This window comes from Stackebrandtia soli (assembly GCF_965137155.1).
In the GTDB taxonomy this organism is placed as follows: domain Bacteria; phylum Actinomycetota; class Actinomycetes; order Mycobacteriales; family Micromonosporaceae; genus Stackebrandtia; species Stackebrandtia soli.
On record NZ_CBCRZX010000018.1, the window covers coordinates 1 to 18,104 of the forward strand.

The following is an 18,104-nucleotide window of genomic DNA, read 5'->3' on the forward strand; positions in this document are numbered from 1 at the left end:
GTGGGGGGATAGTGTCCACCTCCTGGACNAGNNCTNGTCCAGGAGGTGGACTAGCCTGGTCCACCTCCTGGACTAGCTCTGGTCCATGTCCTGGACTAGTGCTACCGGTATCTGGTCCATGTCCTGGACTAGCGGACTGGTCCATGTCCTGGACTAGTCCACCTCCTGGACTAGCCTTCCGAGGCGTCTTCTCCTTCGGCTCCGGGGCGGCCCCGGCGGCCAATGTGTACTTCGTGCGCTCCTTCTTCGCCCGCGCGGCGGCGACGGTCGGGCGCGAACGCTTCACCCATCCCAGGGCCTCCAAGAGGTTCAACTGTTGCGCGACCGACGCACGAGACAGCCCCGTCCAGCCCGCGAGTTGCGTCAGGCTCGGCGTCCACTCGTCAGGGATGCGGGACGTGTCCGCGTCGGCGGCGTCGAGCAGCATCACCATCACCAGCCGAGCCGGAGGCGGCAGCGCCGAGCCCTTCACCGCCGCGAACACGTCCCACTTCGTCACTCGGTCACCTCCCGGATGGTCAGGACGAGGCGTCCGCCGACCGTGGTGGTGGTCGGGCCAGCGACCATCTTCAGCGACGTCACGTACCGGTCGGAGTCGTCGACGAGCACCCCGGCGTCAACGAGGCCGTCCACGACCGCCTTAACGGTCGGGTACCTGTTCGCGGCGTCGGAACGGCCGCGCGCGGTGTCGCGGCGGACGGCGGCGACGATCTCGACGGGGCCGGTGATCCGCGCGAGGTCGCCGCGTCGGAGCGCAGCGAGCGCCCATGTCTGGCCAGCGTGGCGCCACGTCCGCGTCAGGCGGTGGCGCGGCTGCCACTTCATCCGGTCGTTGGAGTTCAGCCACGTGTCGGGTGCGGGCATGTCCAGGGTGTACTCAGCCATCGGTGCCTACTTCCTGCGCGCTGCGCAGGGTCTGGGCGATCCGCTGGAGCTGGCCGTGGAGCACGCCCGGAACGATCGGCCGCCCGTGCCGTTCGGCGGTGTCGACGCGGGTCGCCGCGACGTCCACTCGCGAGGCGGCGTATGCCACGGTGGCGGAGCGCTCGGCCGACTGCTGCTCCAGGGCGACGGCACAACGTCGCGCGATGTCGCGCTCGACGATGGTCTGGCGCAGCGCCGACCGGAGGCGCTCCTCGGTGATCCGCAGGGCTTCGCGGGCTCGGTCGCGGTCGTCGTAGAGCCGCGCGAGGTCGTCGTCGGTGATGGTGGATGCGGTGTGGCGCAACTCGTTCATGCCGTCACCTCCGTCCACTTTGTCGCGGGAACGGTGCGGGTGACGACGACGATCCACGACCACGGGTCGGCGATGCTGTCGGCGTTGCGGCGGGCATGCTCCAGGGTCGACCCTGCGGGGAGGGTGACGATCTGACAGGCCTTGGTGTCGATGTCGGTGATGCGGATGGCGTACTCGGTCATGGGGTGGCTCCCTTGTGGCCCAGATGGTGTGTGTGGCAGTGGGGGCAGCGGTACGCGGCCCACATGGCGGGGTCCTCAGCGAGCGCCTGAGCGAGCGCGGGGAGCGCCCGCTGCGCGTCCCGCTTGCGCGGGTACCGACGTTTCCGCCCGCACCCGCGCTCACGCAGCCATTCCTGGTAGGTCATGGCAGATCCATTGAGGCGTCGTAGGTGTGCTCTCGGGGGCCTGTCGCGGCGGCGCGGCACAGGCCGCCACAGAACGTCTGCGTCCCGCACCGGGGCGAGTACCGGCGCCCACACCGCTGACACGTGCGCGTCGCGGGCTGGTCGGCCAGTCGCGCCGGATCCACCTCGGCCAGGAGAATGAGCGTCAGGTCGACGATCTCTTCGAGCGGCAGCCGCATGATGTCGGCCCGCATCGCGGGCGCCTTGCGCTCGGCCAGGTCACGGGCGAAACGGCGGAGCGCTCGGGGGCGTTCACGAAGACTAGACATTGGACTCTCCTGTCTGGATGAAGAGGGGTTCGGTCTCGGATACCTCGCCGTCGTCGAGGAGGTAGACCCACACGCCGCGCCGCAAGATCGGCTCGTGCGAGGGGATGTAAGGCCGCCGCACGATCCACCCGTGCGCCTCAGCGTCCGCGCGATGCGACTCGACCCGGCGATGACAGTCACCACACAGGACGATCAAGTTCGACGGGCTGTTGATCGCGGGGTCCTTCGTGCCGCCCATCTGCCGGGGCTGCCGATGGTGGATCTGGCACCCCCGCTGCTGCGAACAGAGGATGCACCCGCCGTCGCGCTCCATGACGGCATCGACAGTCGCGGCGTCGGGGCCGGTGCTGCGGCGGCTCATGACTCCCCCCGACCAGCGACGGAGTACATCGCGCGGACACTGGCGCCGACGGACTGAAGCGCGCGGAGCTCCGACTCCAGGGCTCGCGCGAGCCGGTCGGCGTGCCGGTAGGCGACGTCCGCGACGTCGCGCGCGGTCCGATCCTCGGTGGTGGCGACTTCGGCGGAGTAGCGCCGTTCGTGCGCGGGGCCGTCGGCGTCGAGGTACGCCCGTGCGTACGCCAGGTCGTAGGCACGATCGGCGGTCAGGTACGCCTTGTACGCGTCGCTGCACACCGTGACGCCGGCCGCGATCCGGCCAGACACGTTGCGAATAGACTCCTCGATCGCGACCGGGTTCATGGGTTCGTCATTCACTGGTGCCTCCGGGGAGTCCGAGTAGGCCGGTGTCGGCCAGGAGCGCGGCCATGCGGTCGCGGGCGGCGTCGGTCGGGCGGACGCTGATCGAGGGCGCGCCCTCGGCCAGTTCGACACCGGGGATGACCTCGCCGGTTTCGGAGTCCACGGGGTCGCCGAGGGCGCGGACGGCAACGAGGAGCCGGTCACGCCATGCGGGGTCAACGGTCGTGACGATCGCCTCGGGGTGCGCCTGAGCGACCCACGCGGCGAAAGCCTCGGCGTCGACGACGCGGGCCGTGACGCGGCCCTTCGTGCGGGACACGGTGCCGAGGGCGGTGCCGTCGTCGTCGGTGACGCGCACCCGATCAGCGCCAGTGAGGTCGAAGGCGTCGGCAATCTCGCGCTTGGCATCGTCGCCAGCCGCTTTCACGGTGTCGGCGACGAGACGGGCCGCGACAGCGCGGCGTGCGTGTTCCTTCATGGCGCCTCACCCAGCCCGATCACGGTGTCGCCGTTTTCGTCGGTGTTCCGGGCCTTCGGCGGACCGGCGAGCGTTTGCAGGACCACCGGATCGGTGCTGCCGTTGTTGTACAGCGACAGCCCGAATTGGTCGCCCAGGTTCACGGCACAGCGCTTGAGCGCCTGCGAGACGGCGGTTTTCAACGCGAGGTCGTGCGCGTCGGCCAGGCTCGGCTGGTTGGGGCCGTCGCCGGTCGCGGCGTCGTCCCAGTGCGCCAGACGGAACCCATTCAGGTCGCGGACGACGAGACGCCCGGTGACCCGATAGATGACGGTGTGCGCAACGTACGACCCGCCGCCGCTCTTCTTCTGACGCTCCTCGGCGACGTGCGAGACCATGGCGGACTCGCGGATCTCGAAGTCCCACCCGCCGAAACCGAAGATCCTCGTGAGGTAGCGGCGGACGTCCCACGCCTCCAGGTGGGCCATGCCCTGTACCTGCTTCACGCGGTTGGGATGGAGAGGATTCAGGAGGACGTCCTCCTGTCGTGGAGTGAGTTGTCCCATTAGAACGGCGGCCTTTCTCCGATGGGGGTGAATCCGTCCGGGCCGTAAACCGGCGGAGTGTCCTGTGTGGTTTGCGTGTGGTTCATGTGGTGGTCCCGTTCGGGGTGCCCGGCCGCCACAGAGGACGGCCGGGCGAGGGGTGGCTAGAAGGGGTGCGCGTTGTCGGCGGCACGGAGCGCGGCGACCTGGCGGCGGAGCTGCTCGGCCTCGAACATCTCGTCGACCAGGCGGAGCGCGGTCTCTTTCGCGACGGAGCGCCATTCCGCCGTCGTGGCAGCGGCCTCGGCGTTCTCGCGCTCCAGCTCGTCGGCCCGGCGGGTGGACGTCGCCAGCTCCGTGCTGAGGCTGTCGGCGACGTCCTCCCACAGCTCCGCCTGATCTCGCCAGTGCGCGGCGTCGCGCTCCAGCTCGGCCAGGCGGTGCGCCGGGTCGTCCCGACCGGTGTCCGGCATGACGTCGATCTCGATGCCCAGGGCGCGGCCGACCTCGGCCACGGCGTCATGGATGTTGTTGTTGCTCACGGTGTCTCCTCAGTGGTGGTGGGGATGTCGAACCAGCCGGAGGCGGACGTCTCGTGCTGAACGATCTCGCTCCACACGCCCGCTTCGCGCTCGTCGAGTGGGCGGCCATCGCGCGGGAGTCCCTCGCGGCGGCGGTGGAACCCGCGGTGAGCCGTCGGGCGGGGCGGCAGCCACCCGCGGTCGAGTGGCTGTGTGTCCCCGGTTTCGTTGAGCGCGAGCGCTTCGGCGACGGCCCGGCCGTAGTGATCGCGGACCGCGCGGCGGTGACGTCGGATGCGGGCGGGTTCACGGCGGTGGTAGCGGGCGTCACCGACGCGGATGATCACCCACGCGAAGAAGGAGCAGGCGAGCGTGACCACTGTGGCCATGCCGCCGAAGAGGACGAAGAACGTGGCGAGGTTGCTCACGGCGCCACCTCGATCAGCTGGAGCCGGGCGCTATCGATAAACGCAGGCTCGGCAGCGAACACCCAGTCAGGGCCAGCGGCGCGGCGACCGTCGAGGAACGCCTCGACCTGAAGGCGGGCCTCGTCCTCGTGGACGTCCGGGATCGTGACCGTGACCGGGCGGAGGTAGCGGATCACATAGGACTGCTCGACAGTCATGGCTACTCCACCTCCGGCGCGCCGAGCGCGATCAGGACGGAGACGATGACGGCCGGGGAGACGCCGAGGAGACGGGTCGTGGCGCGGTCGCGCCCCAGCTCGTCATGGCGCACGATGACTTCAGGGCGGTCCACCTTCGCGGCGATCGTCCAGTCCTCGGCCGGGTCGACGAGCGTCCACATGCGAACGCTGTCGGAGCTGGAGTAGTCCCAGCCGGTGAGCGCATCGGCGAGCTGAGTGATCAGCGCTTCGGCGTCCTCGGCGAGGATCGCGGGTCGGGTATCGTAGTCCAACATCGGGACACTTCCTTTCAGTGGTTGTCCTGTGTGGCCGTTCGGTGTTCCTGCACCGGGCGGCCTTCTTTCTTGCTCCGTCGGCTAGGCAGCCGCGGAGGTTGTGCCCCGACCCGCTGCCGCTGGTGCGGCTGATCGAGATGGGATGCGGGTCGGGAGGCTGTGGAGTGACCCGCCGCCGCCGGGGGGGCGAGCGGCGGCGGTGACGCGGAGGGTGGTCACTGCCGCGAACGCGATCGCGACCGTGTGCTGCTGCTCGTCGTCCAGCGGAGGTGCATTGAGGACTAGGGGCGTCTGGGCGAGGCGGCGGATCTCGGCGAGTCGCTCCTCGCGAGGTGGTCCCCCGCCGGGGTTCGGCGCCCCTCCGGGCTTTGGGCCTCCGGGGCGTGGGCCGTCTTTCATGCCGCACCGCCCCGCGAGGCCATGAGGGACGCGACGTCCTCAGTCCTGAGACACGTGATCCCCGCGATCTTGACGGACCGCATCTCCCCCGCCGCGATACGGCGATCGATGTTCCGCCGCGACTCACCGATGAGACGGGCAGCCTCCCGGATGGGGGTGTACGCCCCAGGCGTCGTCCCCCCAGGAGGACGATAGCGAATCTCGATTGTCCCGATCATGGGACAATCGTAGCGGTTGTCCTGAGATAGAGACAGTCGCCCGAACGGTTGATTTCCTGTCCGAGATGTAGGACATAGCATCCACCTGTGACACAGATCCGAATCATCGACCGAGGGACCAAACGTCGACGCGAGCGCATGCCCATGCTGTCCCGAGATAGAGACAAACCACCCATCCGGGAACGCCGTCCCAGATTTAGGACATACCCTCGTCCCATGTCCAGGACACTGCCCGACCTCAGCGCGTTTCAGCGATGGGTGGACCGCGTCCTCACCCACTTCCGAGACACCCAGGGATGGAGCGTCAGCCGTGTAGCGAGGGAGTCCGGCACCCCCCGCTCCATGCTGTACCGCTGGACCAACGGCGAATGGGATGGAGGCATACCCACCCGGCCGGTCGTCGAGCGGTTCTGTGCCGGACTCGGCCTACCCACACAGGAGCCGTTCTCCATGTTCGGATGGGTCGCTGACCCACAGACCATGGCGCCACAGCCACTCCCGACAGTGGAGGATGACGACCTCCTCGCGATCCAGGAAATCCTGAAGCGACGCAGGATCACGCCCGAGGAGGCGCAGGAAATCCGCACAGTCCTACGGATGATGCGCCGTCAGTACGGATCTAATGAGGATGACGAAGCGGCTAGCTAACGATCATGGCCATTCGGCCCATGACAGGGAGTGATGCGAAAACATACGATCGTGATCCGGCTTGGGTGAGCACCACACCGGACACAGGGGACACCACATGACAACACCACCCGCCTCCCCGGCGCAAGACAGGGCGACGCTGACGGCCGCCGCAACCGTGGCCGCGCCTGGCCTCGGTTGCGTCATCGCACTGGCGCTATACCTGGGCGGCGACCCCGACCCACAGACCGTGGCAATCACGGGCGCGGTCATCCTCGCAGTCATCGCAACCGGCGTCGCGTGCATCCAGTCGCAGCGCCGCAGTCGAGCACACGTCACGGCGCTCCGCGAAGAAGTCGCGGCACTCCGGGAGGAAATGAGCGCGGCGAGAATGGACGCGGCCGTCTCCGACATCGCGTCGCTGGCATGGCCGTCCAATGTGACATCGCTACGGAGTCGGCAACCTGCGAAATGACAACCCAGATACGCAAAACGGCGTACGGTCACTCTCAAGTGGCCGTACGCTGCTTTTGTGGGGGATGAACTAATAATCGACTGGGCCGCGATGCCTACGTACAACACGATCATGGCGGTCGCGGCCGGTGCCGGGCTCATGTCGGTCGTCGGCTTCGGTCGTCGGCTGTGGATGAACCGGGAGTACTCGGCGGAGGGATACGCGCTGTCGTTCGCGATCCTCGGCTTCATCCTGACGACGACCGGCCTGCACATGACGTTGACGTGGCCGCTGGCGGCGGGCGGGTTCCCGTTCGACAACATCATCTTCGGCGAGCCCGCGCTCGCGTTCGGGGTGCTGTTGCTCGGCGCGTCGGTGTTCCTGTGGAGGCGCGGAAGCACCATCACGGGGACCGACCGGATGGCCGCCATCACGGTCACGGGCGGCCCCGTGTCGATCTTCGTCTGCGGCATGGGGCTCGCGTGCTTCGGCATCGCCGCGGCGGGCATCGACAATCAGCTGTTCGCGGCACCGCCGGAGGAACCGATCTCGGGACAGTTCGCCGACTATCCACTGGTCGAGGCGATCTTCATCTCCGGCCTGTACGCGCTCGTCGGGATCGGCGCGGTGCTCGCCCCGTTGGGACTGCGCCACCGCAACAAGCTGGTCCTGACGATCATCGGAGTCGTGTGGTGGCTCGCCGGTTTGGCGTTCTTCCTGTTCGGGGCGCTGAACTACTTCACCCACATCGGACTGATCGTCAACACGATGTAGTGCTCGAACCATTCGACGGCGGCGATCGCGAAACACTCGCGATCGCCGCCGTCGTTCGCGGGTACGCCGGTGCCGCAACGAAAGCGCATTCCACTCCCACCACCGCCGCGAAGAGCGAAGACGACCCAAACGGCCAAGTCAAAGGTCTCAATTTGTCTCTTCCCTTGAGCCCCGATCGGCCTTAAGGTGTCCACATGTCGTCAATCGGGTGCCCTCAGCGGTTGCCCCGTTACCGGTCGAGTCAGACCCCTGCGGCCGTACGGCGCAGTGACGGGACACCCCCTCATCGCCCCCGTCGTGAGTACGAAAGGACGCCGCGTGTTCATCGATAAAACCCAGGTTCGAGGGGTGGGAGGCAAGATCAGCGTCATCGGCGACGACGCCGAGTCCTACCTCAACCGGGTATCCAGCCAGATGCAGGGAAGCCTGCAAGGAAACGAGGGCTTCGCAACGGTCGCAACGCTGCGCGAAGTCGTCAGTCGCCTGAGCCAGCACACATCCCGGCTGGCCGAGACGTCCCGAACCGTCGGATCCAATGTGGTGACCGCCGCCGACAACCACTCGGAGACCGACCGTGCCCAGGCGAACAACTTCCAGTCCATCGACCTGTCGGAGGTGTTCTAGCCCATGGTTACCTTCGCTCAACTGCGTCAATCGACGCCGGAGCCACTCATCGAGTTCGCAGACCTGGCACGCAAACTCGCCCGCGAACTCGACCAGTTCGGCGCGGACACGACCGGACATCGACGTTCACTGTCGGCGTCGTGGGAGGGCACCGACGCGTCGGCAGCGGTCCAGTCGCTGACCCGGCACGCCACCGACTACCACGAGACGGCCTCCGCCTACGGTCGCGTCGACACCATCATCACGACCTTCGCCAACCAGGTCAACCAGGCGAAGCAGACGCTGGAATCCGCCATCAGCATGGCGCCGTCCATCCCCGGCAGCATCGACGCCAACGGCACCGTCCACATCAACGTGGCGGCGCTCGGCCCGAGCCCGTCGCCCGCCGCCGTCGCGATGGCGCAGGCGCGAGCGCAGCAGGTCCACGGTTACCTGTCCCAGGCGATCATGCAGGCCAGCCAGGCCGACCAGCAGGCGCAGGCCGCGCTCGTCCAGGTCGCCGGTCTCACGCCCGTACGGCAAGCGTCTCCCGGTACGGCGCTTCAGGTCCCCGAACGCGGCACCGACCCGAAGGCCGTCAACGACTGGTGGAACGGTCTGTCGGGCGCCGAGCAACAAGGCCTCATCAACTCCCACTCGAAGCAGATCGGCAGTCTCGACGGGGTCCCGATCACGGCCCGCGATCAGGCGAACCGTCTCGCCGTCGACAAGGAGATCGGCGACCTCGATCCCCGCATCGACGAGATGAAGGCCCGCCGCGACGAGCTGGCCCGCCAGGAGGTCTACAACCGGGGTCCGAGCCACGAACTGGCCCAGGCGAACCGGGAACTCCGCGGGCTCAACGAGCGCATGGAGAACCTGGAGATGATCCGGGAGCAGGCCAACCGCACCGACCTGCACGGGTCGACGGAGAAGCTGCACCTCATCCACTACGACTCGGCCGACGACGGCAAGGTCGTCATCTCGGCGGGCAACCCCGACACGGCCAACAACATCGTCACCTACGTGCCCGGCATGGGCACCGAGGTCGGCAACATCGGCAAGGACGTCGACCGGGCACTGTGGATGCAGGCGGACGCCACGGCGGCCGACCCGAGCCAGCGCACGGCCGCCGTCACCTGGCTCGGCTACGACGCTCCGAACCAGGTGTTCGCCGCGATGCGTGAGAAGTACTTCGAGGAAGGCGCCGCCGACCTCACGAACTTCGAACAGGGTCTGCGCGCCACCCACCAGGGCGAGCTCTCCAACAACACCCTGCTTGGCCACTCCTACGGCTCGTCGACGGTCGGTCACGTCGCGTCGCAGGCGAACCTGGGCATCGACAACCTGGTGCTCGTGGCCAGCCCCGGTGGAAGCGTCGACAACGTCGGCCAGTACCTGGGCATGGAGAACGGCATCGTCTGGGCGACGCGCGCCGAGGGCGACATCATCGAATGGGCCACCCAGACCCACGGCAACGACCCCCTCGACACCGACTTCGGCGCGCGGGTCTTCCCGTCCGACAACGCGACGGAGTCCTGGTTCGGCGGCGTCGAGAACCACTCGGGCTACTGGATCGAAGGAAACCAGGCGCGCGAGCACTTCGCCAACATCGTCACCGGTCACCACGACCGGGTGCCGATCGCCCCGCACGACGACTAGCGTTCGCGCGTCGTCTCGGATCGAGCGAGGCGCGACGGTGGGCTTCGGGATCGCCCGCATACGACCAGTGTGCGGGCGATTCCCGCCCTCTCCCCAATCGCGACCGATCCACCGGACGACGCGACGAACAGCACGTGCATCCATGATGGATGCGCCCCCGAGGGCGAACGTCGCGCCTGCACGGCGTCCGCCCAGACCCGATACGATCCCGAAGTGGTCGGCGTCGACCACCACCCGCTCCGCATCGACGACGTCGACGACCCCCTCCACCGGTACGGCCGAAAAGGTTCGCCATGACTACGTTGCCGCAGCGTTTCGCCTCCGCCCTCGCGTGTCTGGCGGTTGCCCTCGCGACGATCGTCGCCTTCTCCCCAGCCGCGCTCGCGGAGGAGTGCGACGCCGAATCCCGAGACGACAAGCTCGGCCAGACACCGTGGCCGCTGCTTCGCCTGCAGCCCGAACGGGTGTGGTCGCTGACCCGGGGCGCCGGGGTGAAGGTCGCCGTCATCGACTCGGGAGTGGGCGAGCATCCCGTCCTCGACGGGCAGGTCACGGCGTACGACCTGGCGGCCGACGAGCGCGGCGCGCGTTGCGACATGGCCAGCCATGGAACGCTCGTCGCGGGCATCATCGCCGGTCGTGAGACCGAGGAGTCCCCGTTCCACGGCCTCGCGCCGCACGCGAAGATCCTGTCGTACCGGGTCATCGAGAACATGGAGAGCTCGACCAGCAAGGACTCGACTCTCCCGGTCGTCAACGCGGTCCGGCAGGCGATCGAGGACGGCGCCGACGTCATCAACCTGTCCCTCACCGCGATTCACACCGTCGCGCTCGAGGACGCGATCGAGGACGCCCACAAGGCCGGCATCGTCATCGTCGCGGCCGCCGGAAACCGTGGCGCGAACGGAAAGCTCGAGTACCCCGCCGCCTATGACAACGTCATCGCGGTCGCCGGTATCGGCAAGGACGGAGCCCACGTCGACTCGTCGAGCATCGGCGACTACGTGGACATCGCCGCCCCCGGCGAGGAGATCGACGGCCCGGCTCCGGCCGGCGACGGGTACGGGCGTCGAGAGGAGGGCGGCACGAGCTTCGCGGCCCCGTACGTGTCGGCCGCCGCCGCCCTGATCAAGAGCTACTATCCTAAAGCGACACCGGACGAGATCGCGGCCCGGCTCATGGCGACCGCGGATCACCCCGCGGAGGGCTGGAACCCGATCGTCGGTTACGGCGAGCTGAACCTCTACCGTGCGATGACGACGGTCCTGCCCGACAAGATCGTCGAACCCGACCGGCTGCTGCCGGTCGCCGCGCCGGAGATCGCCACCGACGACGAGGCCGCGGCGCGCGCCTGGGCCTTGCGGTTCACCATGTTCGCCATGATCGGCGTGGCGCTGGCGTTGCTGGCGAAGGTCGTCGTCCCGCGAGGACGCGCTCGTCGCTGGAGGGGCCGCTGAGCGGCTCACGAGGCCAGCCAGTCCTCGTGGTATCTGAGTTGATCCGCCACTGACGCGAGTGTGGACGCGTCGGGTTCCGGTTCGAGGGTGTCGACGAGGTCGGCGGTCTCGGCCGCCCGCCCCATCCTGTTGATGTAGACGCGTTCGCCGCCGCCCATCTCGCGAGCCATGCCGCTCGGGTAGGCGTCCAGTCTGCCCCCGCGAACCGCAGGCAGCCAGCCGTCGGCGTCGAGGCATCGACGCAGCTCCACGAGCGCCGCGAAGAGGTCCGGGCCGGTGCCGACGCAGCGGCCCGTACCGTCGTCGAGTTCGACGCGATAAGGATCGCCGCGCCACCACAGGAGCGTGGCGGGGCGGGTCTCGATGCCGCGTCGAAGCGACACCGAGACCGTTCCCGTCGGGCCGGTCAGCGACGCCACGGCCGGTAGTTCGGGTTCGCCTCACATTCGGACTCGTCGATGGTCAGTGTCTCCCGGTCGACGGGGCAGCCCATGACGATGAATCGGGTGTCGATGCCGCCCGGGAAGGCGACCTCGGCCTGGTCGGCGTACTTGTGGTCGTCGCCGATGGTCTCGTTGACGTCGATCCCGCCCGGAGCGTCCACGTAGTAGTAATAGGGCGACTTCCAGGCCTTGTACAGGTCGTCGCGGTAGGTGGTGCTGACGAACGGCGAGGGCTGGTTCTTCAGGACGTACTGCTTGACGTCGTACTGGCCGTCCTTGGTGTCCTTGGGCGCGAAGCCTTCGGCGAAGATGACCTCGGGAGCGCGGCCGTCGGCGCGGTACACCGTGTCGCAGTTGTCGCGGTAGGCCGGCTCGGGGGTGATGCGCTCGACGTCGACGTCGCGGTCGAGGGCAGCGAACAACGGGTCGGGGCCGCTGGGGATCGAGTCGAAGACACGCTTGGGCAGGACGGTGACCCGGCCCGTGCCGCAGCCGCTCTCCTGGGCGGCGTCGACACTGTCGAAGTCGAGTCGCTGGCCGCCGATGAGGACGGCGGCGGGGCCGTCCTCGGTGGCGCGGGCGACGATCTCACCGTTGACGATCATGTCGATCGGTTCCGGGAGGCGCTGGTCGNGGGCGGTTCCGCCCCACGCCACCGCCCCGGCCACTAGGGCTGCGGCGAACAGGCGGCCACGTAGGTGACGTACACGCATTGGGTTCTCCTGTGTCGAATGTGGTGCTGACGCGGGTGAACCTATCCGCCCGAAGGCGCCGAACCGCGCATTTGGACGTCGAAAGCCGCTCGTGTCAGGGAATCTCGGCGGCGTCGCCGATTCTCAGCGCCTCCGCAAGCTCGCGACACAGGCCGTCGGAGGCGAGCAGTTCGGAGTGGATTCCCCGGGCACGGACGCGGCCCTCGGCCATGACGACGATCGGGTCGGCGTCGATCCCGGTGGACGGTCGGTGCGCGATCGTGACGACGACGCCGGTCGTTCCGAGTCGGCGCAGGAAATCGGCGATCGCGGCTTCGGTGATCCCGTCGACCTGCGCGGTGGCCTCGCGGTCAAGCGACCTCGACGACGGTGAAGCGCACCCACTCGCCCACCGAGCTGTTGGATCCATGCGACGTCCTGGCGTTGGCGCTCGCAGAATCCGCAGCCATCCCGAACCGGGTTGGGACGAGGAGACCGATTCGGCCGGCACGACGGTTCGGCTCATCGGCCCAGGCCAACGCCGGGCCGCATCGGCTCCCGACCTCGACCCCGCGCGGTTCCAACGGGTGCCGTGGGCAGTCCTCTGCTCCGGTCGGGAGCACGTCCGACGCGACGAAAGTTCCCGACACGACACCCGGATCGAGTGCTCGACGCGATCGCGGCGTCGCGACGGACGCTCGGCGCCGAACACAGCGCCCAAGTGGTAGCGGCTACGTCGTTCGACGTAGCCGCTACGCGTATTCGCGCACCTTGAAAGCCGTCCGCGGGCCGACGACGGCGAGGCCGAAAACGGACAGGCTGAGGAAGTCTCGGAAACGGGACAGTCCTGGCACCGTCCACACATTCGGTTCGAGAGGCCCCCACCAATGTCCACATGGCAACGCGTCACAGCGGCGCCCGGCGGCAAGATCGGCCGCTTCGTCGTATTCATCGCCTGGATCGGAGCGATGCTCGCCGCGGGCGTCCTCGGCGGCGACACCGACGAACTCGCCGACGACTCCCCCGCCGGGCGCCTCCCCGCGAGCGCCGAATCGGTGTTCGCCGATCAACTGGCCGAGGAGCGCTTCGCCGACGACGGCACCGAACCGCTGTTCGTCGTCTACCAACGCGACGGCGGGCTGACCGCCGACGACCTCACCGCCGCCGAGACCGCCGACACGGCGCTGCAGGAACACGCCGCGCCCGGCTCGCACACCCCGGATCCGATGCCGTCCACCGACGGCGAGGCCGTCCTCCTGGTCGTCTCGCTGCCGGTCTCCGATCTCGGCGAGAGCGGGCTCGAGGACACCCTTGACGCGATCCAGCCGATCCTCGACGACCACCCCGACGGCCTGACCGTCGCCAAGACCGGACCCATAGCCGCCCAGAACGACATGGAATCGGCGTTCTCCGGCCTCGACGAGACGCTGCTCGTCGTCACCGCCGTCATCGTCGCCGTGCTGCTGCTCATCACGTACCGCAGCCCGCTCCTGCTGCTCCTGCCGCTGGTGTCGGTGGCGTTCGCGATCCAGGCGACGAAGGGTCTCGTGTACCTGCTGGCGAAGTACGGCGGGCTCGTCGCCGACAGCCAGTCCACCGGCATCCTCACCGTTCTCGTCTTCGGCGTCGGCACCGACTACGCGCTCCTGCTCATCGCGCGATACCGCGAGGAACTGCACCGACACCCCGACCGATACGCCGCGATGCGCGTCGCGCTCCCCCGCACCATCCCCGCCGTCCTCGCCTCCGCGGGAACGGTCATCCTCGCGATGCTGACCCTGCTCGTCGCCGATCTCGGACCGACGGCCGCGCTCGGCCCCGTCGCGGCCATCGGGATCGGCACCGCGTTCCTGACGATGACGACGCTCCTCCCCGCGCTCCTCGTCACCTGTGGACGCTTCGTGTTCTGGCCGGCGATACCTCGCGTCGACGAAGCCGCGCCCACCCGGCACCACCGACTGTGGGCCGCGGTCGCCCGGCTCGTCGCCCGCCGCACCCGGACGGTGTGGCTCGGCAGCACCGCCGTCCTCCTCGCTCTCATCGTCGGCGTCTCGACGCTGTCGACCGGTCTGACGCTCGCCGACGGATTCACGACGAAGCCGGAATCCGTTGTCGGGCAAGAGCTCATGGCCGAGCATTACGAGGCGGGGCGCTCCGCGCCTGTCGACATCTTCACCCGGGCCGACACCGCCGACGCGGTGGCCGCGATCGCCGACGACACCGACGGCGTCGACCACCTTCTGCCCGCCACCGATTCGATCGACGGCGACTACGTCAACATTCGCGTCGTCCTCTCCGACGACCCCGCCGGAAGCGCCGCCGAGGACACGGTGCGACGTCTGCGCGCCGCTCTGGACGCCGCCGATCCGGACGCGGTCGTCGGTGGCAGCACCGCGACCACCGTCGACCTCAATGCGACAATGGACAGTGACCTGCGGACGATCGTTCCGCTCATCCTGGTCGTCGTCTTCGCGGTGCTGCTCGTGCTCCTGCGTTCGCTCGTGGCACCGATCCTGCTGCTCGTCGCCAACGTCCTGTCGTTCCTCGCGGCGCTCGGCGCGGGGGCGCTCATCCTCAACCTGATCGGGCACGCCACGATCGACGACAACCTGCTGCTGTACAGCTTCCTGTTCCTCGTCGCGCTCGGCGTGGACTACACGATCTTCCTCATGACGCGCGCTCGCGAGGAGGTCGTCGACAAAGGACATCGAGACGGCGTGACGCACGCGCTCACCGTTACCGGCGGCGTCATCACCTCCGCCGGGATCGTGCTCGCGGCGACCTTCGCGGCACTGATCGTGATGCCGCTCGTGTTCATGCTCCAGATCGGCGTCGTCGTCGCGGTCGGAGTCCTGCTGGACACGCTCATCGTCCGCTCGCTACTGGTACCGGCGTTGTCCCTCGACATCGGACGACGCACGTGGTGGCCGGGCGCCCCGAGCCGGACGGGCACGACCACCGCGCCGAACGACGCCGAGCGTCAGCCCGTCGCCTGAGCCCGCGACTCTTCGGCACTGGATCGACCCCGTGGCCCCGCGTTCCCACCAGACGCGGGGCCATCGGGTCGCACCAAAGTCCACATCAGATCATGCCGTGGTGGAACGGATCAGAGGTTCAACCCCGGCGCGTACCGACGCGGCTTCAAGTGATCCACCAGCTGCGCGGCGAGATCGAACAACAACGCGGCACCACCGGAAGGCGCCACGAGTTGCACCGCCGACGGCAGCCCGTCGCCGCGCACACCGACGGGGATCACGATGGACGGGAAACCGATCAGGCCCCACGGAGCGGTGAACACGGCGGCCTTCGCGCTCGCGCGAACGTTGTCCCGCAGACCTCGGGCCGCCCATTGGCCCGCCGACGGCGGTGGACCGGCGAGGGCCGGCGTCACGAGCACGTCGAAACCGCGCTCGCCGAACCAATCCCGGGCGTGATTGCGGGTGCGCACGCCGTCGCCGAGCAGCCCTCCGTAGAGGCGCCCCTGCACGGTCTTCTCGCCGATGGCGACGAGCCGCCTCGTCCGACGCTGCAATCGACGGCGGTCGAAGCGCACCGAGCGCAGATACGCCGCCGCCGACCACGCTCCGGCTGACGCGGAAGCCGCGCGCGGTCCGAGATTCGGTGTCGCGCGGTGCGTGTCATGACCGACGTCGGTCAACGTCCGCACCACTTCCAGCAGTGCCTTCACCGTGTCGGCGTCGCAGGTGACCAGGGGATGCCGGAGTCCCGGAACCCCGGGCATGATCGGGCGGTCGGTCGCCGCGATCCGAAGCCGGGGTGGGGCTCCAAGGCGCGACGGCAGCGCCCGCGACACCGCCGCGTATCCCTCGGCGGCGTCGCCGACGGTCGTCGCGAGAATGCCGGTCGTTCCCGCCAGCCACGCCGCCGCGTCGTCGTCGTGCGCGGCCGGGTCGTGCTCGGGACTGAAACCGACAATGCCGTTGGCGGCGGCGGTCGTGCGGACGCCACCGGCCGTCCCGGGGCCGTCCAGCCCGAGCGCGAGCGGAACCGCGCCGGACGCGACGGCCAGCGCGGCGCCACCGGATGGGCCGGCGATGCCCCGGTCGGCGCGGAACGTGTTGACGGGCGGGTCGAAACCGTCGTCGGTGGTCGCCCACAATCCCAGTTCGCTCGATCGAGTGGTGGCGATGACGACGGCCCCGGCGCCGCGCAGGCGGCGCACGGGTTCGTCGTCGGTGGCGGCGATGGGCCGCCGGGTCGCCTCCGACCCGAAGCGGGCGGCCTGCCCCGCGACCGCGAGATGCTCGCAGACCGCGACGGGGACGCCCGCAAGGGTCAGACTGCCGAGATCGGGGAGCTCGTCGACGATCGCGGCCTCGGCGAGCGCCACACCGTCCCGGGTCTCGTGGATCGCGCCGTGCAGCGCGGCGTTGGTGCCGGCGTCGGCCAGGTGTTCGGCCACGACGACGGACGCGGTGGCGTCACCGCGTCGTACCGCTTTGGCGATCTGTCTGGCTGTCGCACCTGGCCAGCTCATCGTGGTGTCAGGCTTTCGCCGTGAACGCGGCGTCGAGGTCGGCGAGGAGGTCCTCGACGTCCTCGATGCCGACGGAGATCCGCACGAGATCGGCCGGGACTTCCAGGGGCGACCCGGCCGCGGAGGCGTGGGTCATCCGACCGGGGTGCTCGATGAGGGACTCGACGCCACCCAGCGATTCACCCAAAGTGAACAGTCGAGTGTGGTTGCAGACGCCGACGGCGGCGGCCTCCCCGTCGCGCATGCGGAACGAGATCATCCCGCCGAAACGACGCATCTGCTTGGCGGCGACCTCGTGACCGGGGTGGGAGTCGAGGCCCGGGTACAGGACCGCCGAGATCTCGTCGCGTCGGGTGAGCCACTCGACGATGCGCTCGGCGTTGTCGCAGTGGCGTTCCATGCGAACGGCCAGGGTCTTGGCGCCGCGCAGGGTGAGCCAGGAGTCGAAGGGCCCGGAGATCGCGCCGATGGAGTTCGAGTGGAACGCGAGCTGGTCGGCGAGCGCGTCGTCGTCACAGATCACCGCGCCACCGACCACATCGGAGTGACCACCGACGTACTTGGTGGTGGAGTGGACGACGACGTCGGCGCCGAGCGCGAGGGGCTGCTGTAGGTAGGGGGAGGCGAAGGTGTTGTCGACGACGAGGATCGCGCCGATGTTGTGCGCTTCCTGCGCGAGGGCGGCGATGTCCGCGATGTTGAGCAGGGGGTTGGTGGGGGTCTCGACCCAGATGATCTTCGTGTTCTCGGTGATCGCGGCGCGAACACTGTCGACGTCGGTGATCGCGGCGGGGGTGTAGGTCAGGCCCCATCGGGTCGCGACCTTGTCGAACAGGCGGAAGGTGCCGCCGTACGCGTCGTTCGGGATGACGATGTGGTCTCCGGGGCGGCAAACAGTCCGAATGAGAGTGTCCTCGGCGGCGAGCCCGGACGCGAACGCGAAGCCGTGCCGTCCGTTCTCCAACGCCGCAAGGCATTCCTCGAGCGCGCGCCGCGTCGGGTTCTTCGTCCTCGAATACTCGTAGCCGTTGCGCATCTCGCCGACGCCGTCCTGAAGGTACGTCGAGGTGGCGTAGATCGGCGGGACAACGGCGCCGGTGGTCGGGTCGGCCGGTTGTCCGGCATGGATGGCGCGGGTCGAAAACCCGTGGGACTGTGCTGTCATGGTGCATACGCTAACCGACGCGCCGACGGTGGTTGCGCTGGTGGCGGCCACCAA

At 68.8% G+C, this 18,104-nt stretch carries 24 protein-coding genes and 2 pseudogenes; 7 read left to right on the forward strand and 19 right to left on the reverse strand.

What is annotated here, in order from left to right; genetic code table 11:
- Window positions 1-495: 495 nt before the first annotated feature.
- From ACM9NP_RS12305 to ACM9NP_RS12370, 14 genes are all read right to left on the reverse strand, one after another.
- Entirely contained in the window at window positions 496-885 is a 390-nt protein-coding gene (locus ACM9NP_RS12305; protein ID WP_415646793.1) for a RusA family crossover junction endodeoxyribonuclease, read from the reverse strand.
- Entirely contained in the window at window positions 878-1,237 is a 360-nt protein-coding gene (locus tag ACM9NP_RS12310; RefSeq protein ID WP_415646794.1) for a hypothetical protein, read from the reverse strand. The genes ACM9NP_RS12305 and ACM9NP_RS12310 overlap by 8 nt, the downstream gene beginning before the upstream one ends.
- Entirely contained in the window at window positions 1,234-1,419 is a 186-nt protein-coding gene (locus ACM9NP_RS12315) for a hypothetical protein (RefSeq protein WP_415646795.1), read from the reverse strand. Before ACM9NP_RS12315 ends, ACM9NP_RS12310 begins: the two co-directional genes overlap by 4 nt.
- Window positions 1,416-1,604 carry a hypothetical protein gene (locus ACM9NP_RS12320; RefSeq protein WP_415646796.1) on the reverse strand — a complete coding sequence of 63 codons (189 nt, stop codon included), beginning with the start codon at window positions 1,602-1,604 and terminating at the stop codon, window positions 1,416-1,418. Before ACM9NP_RS12320 ends, ACM9NP_RS12315 begins: the two co-directional genes overlap by 4 nt.
- The gene (locus tag ACM9NP_RS12325; protein WP_415646797.1) at window positions 1,601-1,912 is read right to left on the reverse strand and encodes a hypothetical protein; all 312 of its coding nucleotides are present in this window, start codon (window positions 1,910-1,912) and stop codon (window positions 1,601-1,603) included. The genes ACM9NP_RS12320 and ACM9NP_RS12325 overlap by 4 nt, the downstream gene beginning before the upstream one ends.
- Window positions 1,905-2,273: an HNH endonuclease gene (locus ACM9NP_RS12330; protein WP_415646798.1), complete on the reverse strand. Its 369-nt coding sequence runs from the start codon at window positions 2,271-2,273 to the stop codon at window positions 1,905-1,907. Before ACM9NP_RS12330 ends, ACM9NP_RS12325 begins: the two co-directional genes overlap by 8 nt.
- Window positions 2,270-2,629: a hypothetical protein gene (locus tag ACM9NP_RS12335; protein WP_415646799.1), complete on the reverse strand. Its 360-nt coding sequence runs from the start codon at window positions 2,627-2,629 to the stop codon at window positions 2,270-2,272. The genes ACM9NP_RS12330 and ACM9NP_RS12335 overlap by 4 nt, the downstream gene beginning before the upstream one ends.
- Complete coding sequence (locus tag ACM9NP_RS12340; RefSeq protein ID WP_415646800.1) at window positions 2,622-3,092, reverse strand: hypothetical protein; 471 nt, start codon at window positions 3,090-3,092, stop codon at window positions 2,622-2,624. The genes ACM9NP_RS12335 and ACM9NP_RS12340 overlap by 8 nt, the downstream gene beginning before the upstream one ends.
- Window positions 3,089-3,577, reverse strand: a complete 489-nt coding sequence (locus ACM9NP_RS12345) for a Rad52/Rad22 family DNA repair protein (RefSeq protein WP_415646801.1) — start codon at window positions 3,575-3,577, stop codon at window positions 3,089-3,091. The genes ACM9NP_RS12340 and ACM9NP_RS12345 overlap by 4 nt, the downstream gene beginning before the upstream one ends.
- A gap of 203 nt (window positions 3,578-3,780) precedes the next feature.
- Complete coding sequence (locus ACM9NP_RS12350) at window positions 3,781-4,158, reverse strand: hypothetical protein (RefSeq protein ID WP_415646802.1); 378 nt, start codon at window positions 4,156-4,158, stop codon at window positions 3,781-3,783.
- On the reverse strand, window positions 4,155-4,565 hold the full coding sequence (locus tag ACM9NP_RS12355) for a hypothetical protein (RefSeq protein WP_415646803.1): 411 nt from the start codon (window positions 4,563-4,565) through the stop codon (window positions 4,155-4,157). The genes ACM9NP_RS12350 and ACM9NP_RS12355 overlap by 4 nt, the downstream gene beginning before the upstream one ends.
- Window positions 4,562-4,762 (reverse strand): hypothetical protein, encoded by a 201-nt coding sequence (locus ACM9NP_RS12360; RefSeq protein WP_415646804.1) that lies wholly within the window; start codon window positions 4,760-4,762, stop codon window positions 4,562-4,564. Before ACM9NP_RS12360 ends, ACM9NP_RS12355 begins: the two co-directional genes overlap by 4 nt.
- Window positions 4,763-4,764: 2 nt before the next feature.
- On the reverse strand, window positions 4,765-5,058 hold the full coding sequence (locus tag ACM9NP_RS12365; protein WP_415646805.1) for a hypothetical protein: 294 nt from the start codon (window positions 5,056-5,058) through the stop codon (window positions 4,765-4,767).
- Between the two features lie 395 nt (window positions 5,059-5,453).
- Window positions 5,454-5,675: a MerR family transcriptional regulator gene (locus ACM9NP_RS12370; protein WP_415646806.1), complete on the reverse strand. Its 222-nt coding sequence runs from the start codon at window positions 5,673-5,675 to the stop codon at window positions 5,454-5,456.
- A gap of 216 nt (window positions 5,676-5,891) precedes the next feature.
- Between ACM9NP_RS12370 and ACM9NP_RS12375 the strand changes: the two genes are divergently transcribed.
- From ACM9NP_RS12375 to mycP, 6 genes are all read left to right on the forward strand, one after another.
- Window positions 5,892-6,323, forward strand: a complete 432-nt coding sequence (locus ACM9NP_RS12375; RefSeq protein WP_415646807.1) for a helix-turn-helix domain-containing protein — start codon at window positions 5,892-5,894, stop codon at window positions 6,321-6,323.
- 97 nt (window positions 6,324-6,420) lie between these two features.
- Window positions 6,421-6,777 carry a hypothetical protein gene (locus ACM9NP_RS12380; protein ID WP_415646808.1) on the forward strand — a complete coding sequence of 119 codons (357 nt, stop codon included), beginning with the start codon at window positions 6,421-6,423 and terminating at the stop codon, window positions 6,775-6,777.
- A 90-nt stretch (window positions 6,778-6,867) separates the two neighbouring features.
- The gene (locus ACM9NP_RS12385) at window positions 6,868-7,530 is read left to right on the forward strand and encodes a DUF981 family protein (RefSeq protein WP_415646809.1); all 663 of its coding nucleotides are present in this window, start codon (window positions 6,868-6,870) and stop codon (window positions 7,528-7,530) included.
- Between the two features lie 318 nt (window positions 7,531-7,848).
- Window positions 7,849-8,154: a hypothetical protein gene (locus ACM9NP_RS12390; RefSeq protein ID WP_415646810.1), complete on the forward strand. Its 306-nt coding sequence runs from the start codon at window positions 7,849-7,851 to the stop codon at window positions 8,152-8,154.
- 3 nt (window positions 8,155-8,157) lie between these two features.
- A complete protein-coding gene (locus tag ACM9NP_RS12395; protein ID WP_415646811.1) occupies window positions 8,158-9,795 on the forward strand; it encodes an alpha/beta hydrolase in 1,638 nt (545 codons plus the stop codon).
- 293 nt (window positions 9,796-10,088) lie between these two features.
- Window positions 10,089-11,252 carry a type VII secretion-associated serine protease mycosin gene (gene mycP / locus ACM9NP_RS12400; RefSeq protein WP_415646812.1) on the forward strand — a complete coding sequence of 388 codons (1,164 nt, stop codon included), beginning with the start codon at window positions 10,089-10,091 and terminating at the stop codon, window positions 11,250-11,252.
- Between the two features lie 5 nt (window positions 11,253-11,257).
- Here the strand turns inward: mycP and ACM9NP_RS12405 are convergent, their stop codons facing one another.
- The 3 genes and pseudogenes from ACM9NP_RS12405 to ACM9NP_RS12415 all read right to left on the reverse strand — a co-directional run.
- A complete protein-coding gene (locus tag ACM9NP_RS12405; RefSeq protein ID WP_415646813.1) occupies window positions 11,258-11,671 on the reverse strand; it encodes a hypothetical protein in 414 nt (137 codons plus the stop codon).
- A pseudogene (locus tag ACM9NP_RS12410) lies at window positions 11,659-12,287 on the reverse strand (ADP-ribosyltransferase). Before ACM9NP_RS12410 ends, ACM9NP_RS12405 begins: the two are co-directional and overlap by 13 nt.
- Before the next feature lie 215 nt (window positions 12,288-12,502).
- Window positions 12,503-12,754: pseudogene (locus ACM9NP_RS12415) on the reverse strand (ABC transporter ATP-binding protein); the annotation flags it as partial.
- A gap of 520 nt (window positions 12,755-13,274) precedes the next feature.
- Here ACM9NP_RS12415 and ACM9NP_RS12420 point away from each other — a divergent pair.
- Window positions 13,275-15,383, forward strand: a complete 2,109-nt coding sequence (locus ACM9NP_RS12420) for an MMPL family transporter (RefSeq protein WP_415646814.1) — start codon at window positions 13,275-13,277, stop codon at window positions 15,381-15,383.
- A 110-nt stretch (window positions 15,384-15,493) separates the two neighbouring features.
- Here ACM9NP_RS12420 and ACM9NP_RS12425 read toward each other — a convergent pair whose 3' ends face one another.
- Both ACM9NP_RS12425 and ACM9NP_RS12430 read right to left on the reverse strand, forming a co-directional pair.
- On the reverse strand, window positions 15,494-16,885 hold the full coding sequence (locus tag ACM9NP_RS12425; protein WP_415646815.1) for an amidase: 1,392 nt from the start codon (window positions 16,883-16,885) through the stop codon (window positions 15,494-15,496).
- A 7-nt stretch (window positions 16,886-16,892) separates the two neighbouring features.
- Window positions 16,893-18,050: a cystathionine gamma-synthase gene (locus tag ACM9NP_RS12430; protein ID WP_415646816.1), complete on the reverse strand. Its 1,158-nt coding sequence runs from the start codon at window positions 18,048-18,050 to the stop codon at window positions 16,893-16,895.
- Window positions 18,051-18,104: the final 54 nt, after the last annotated feature.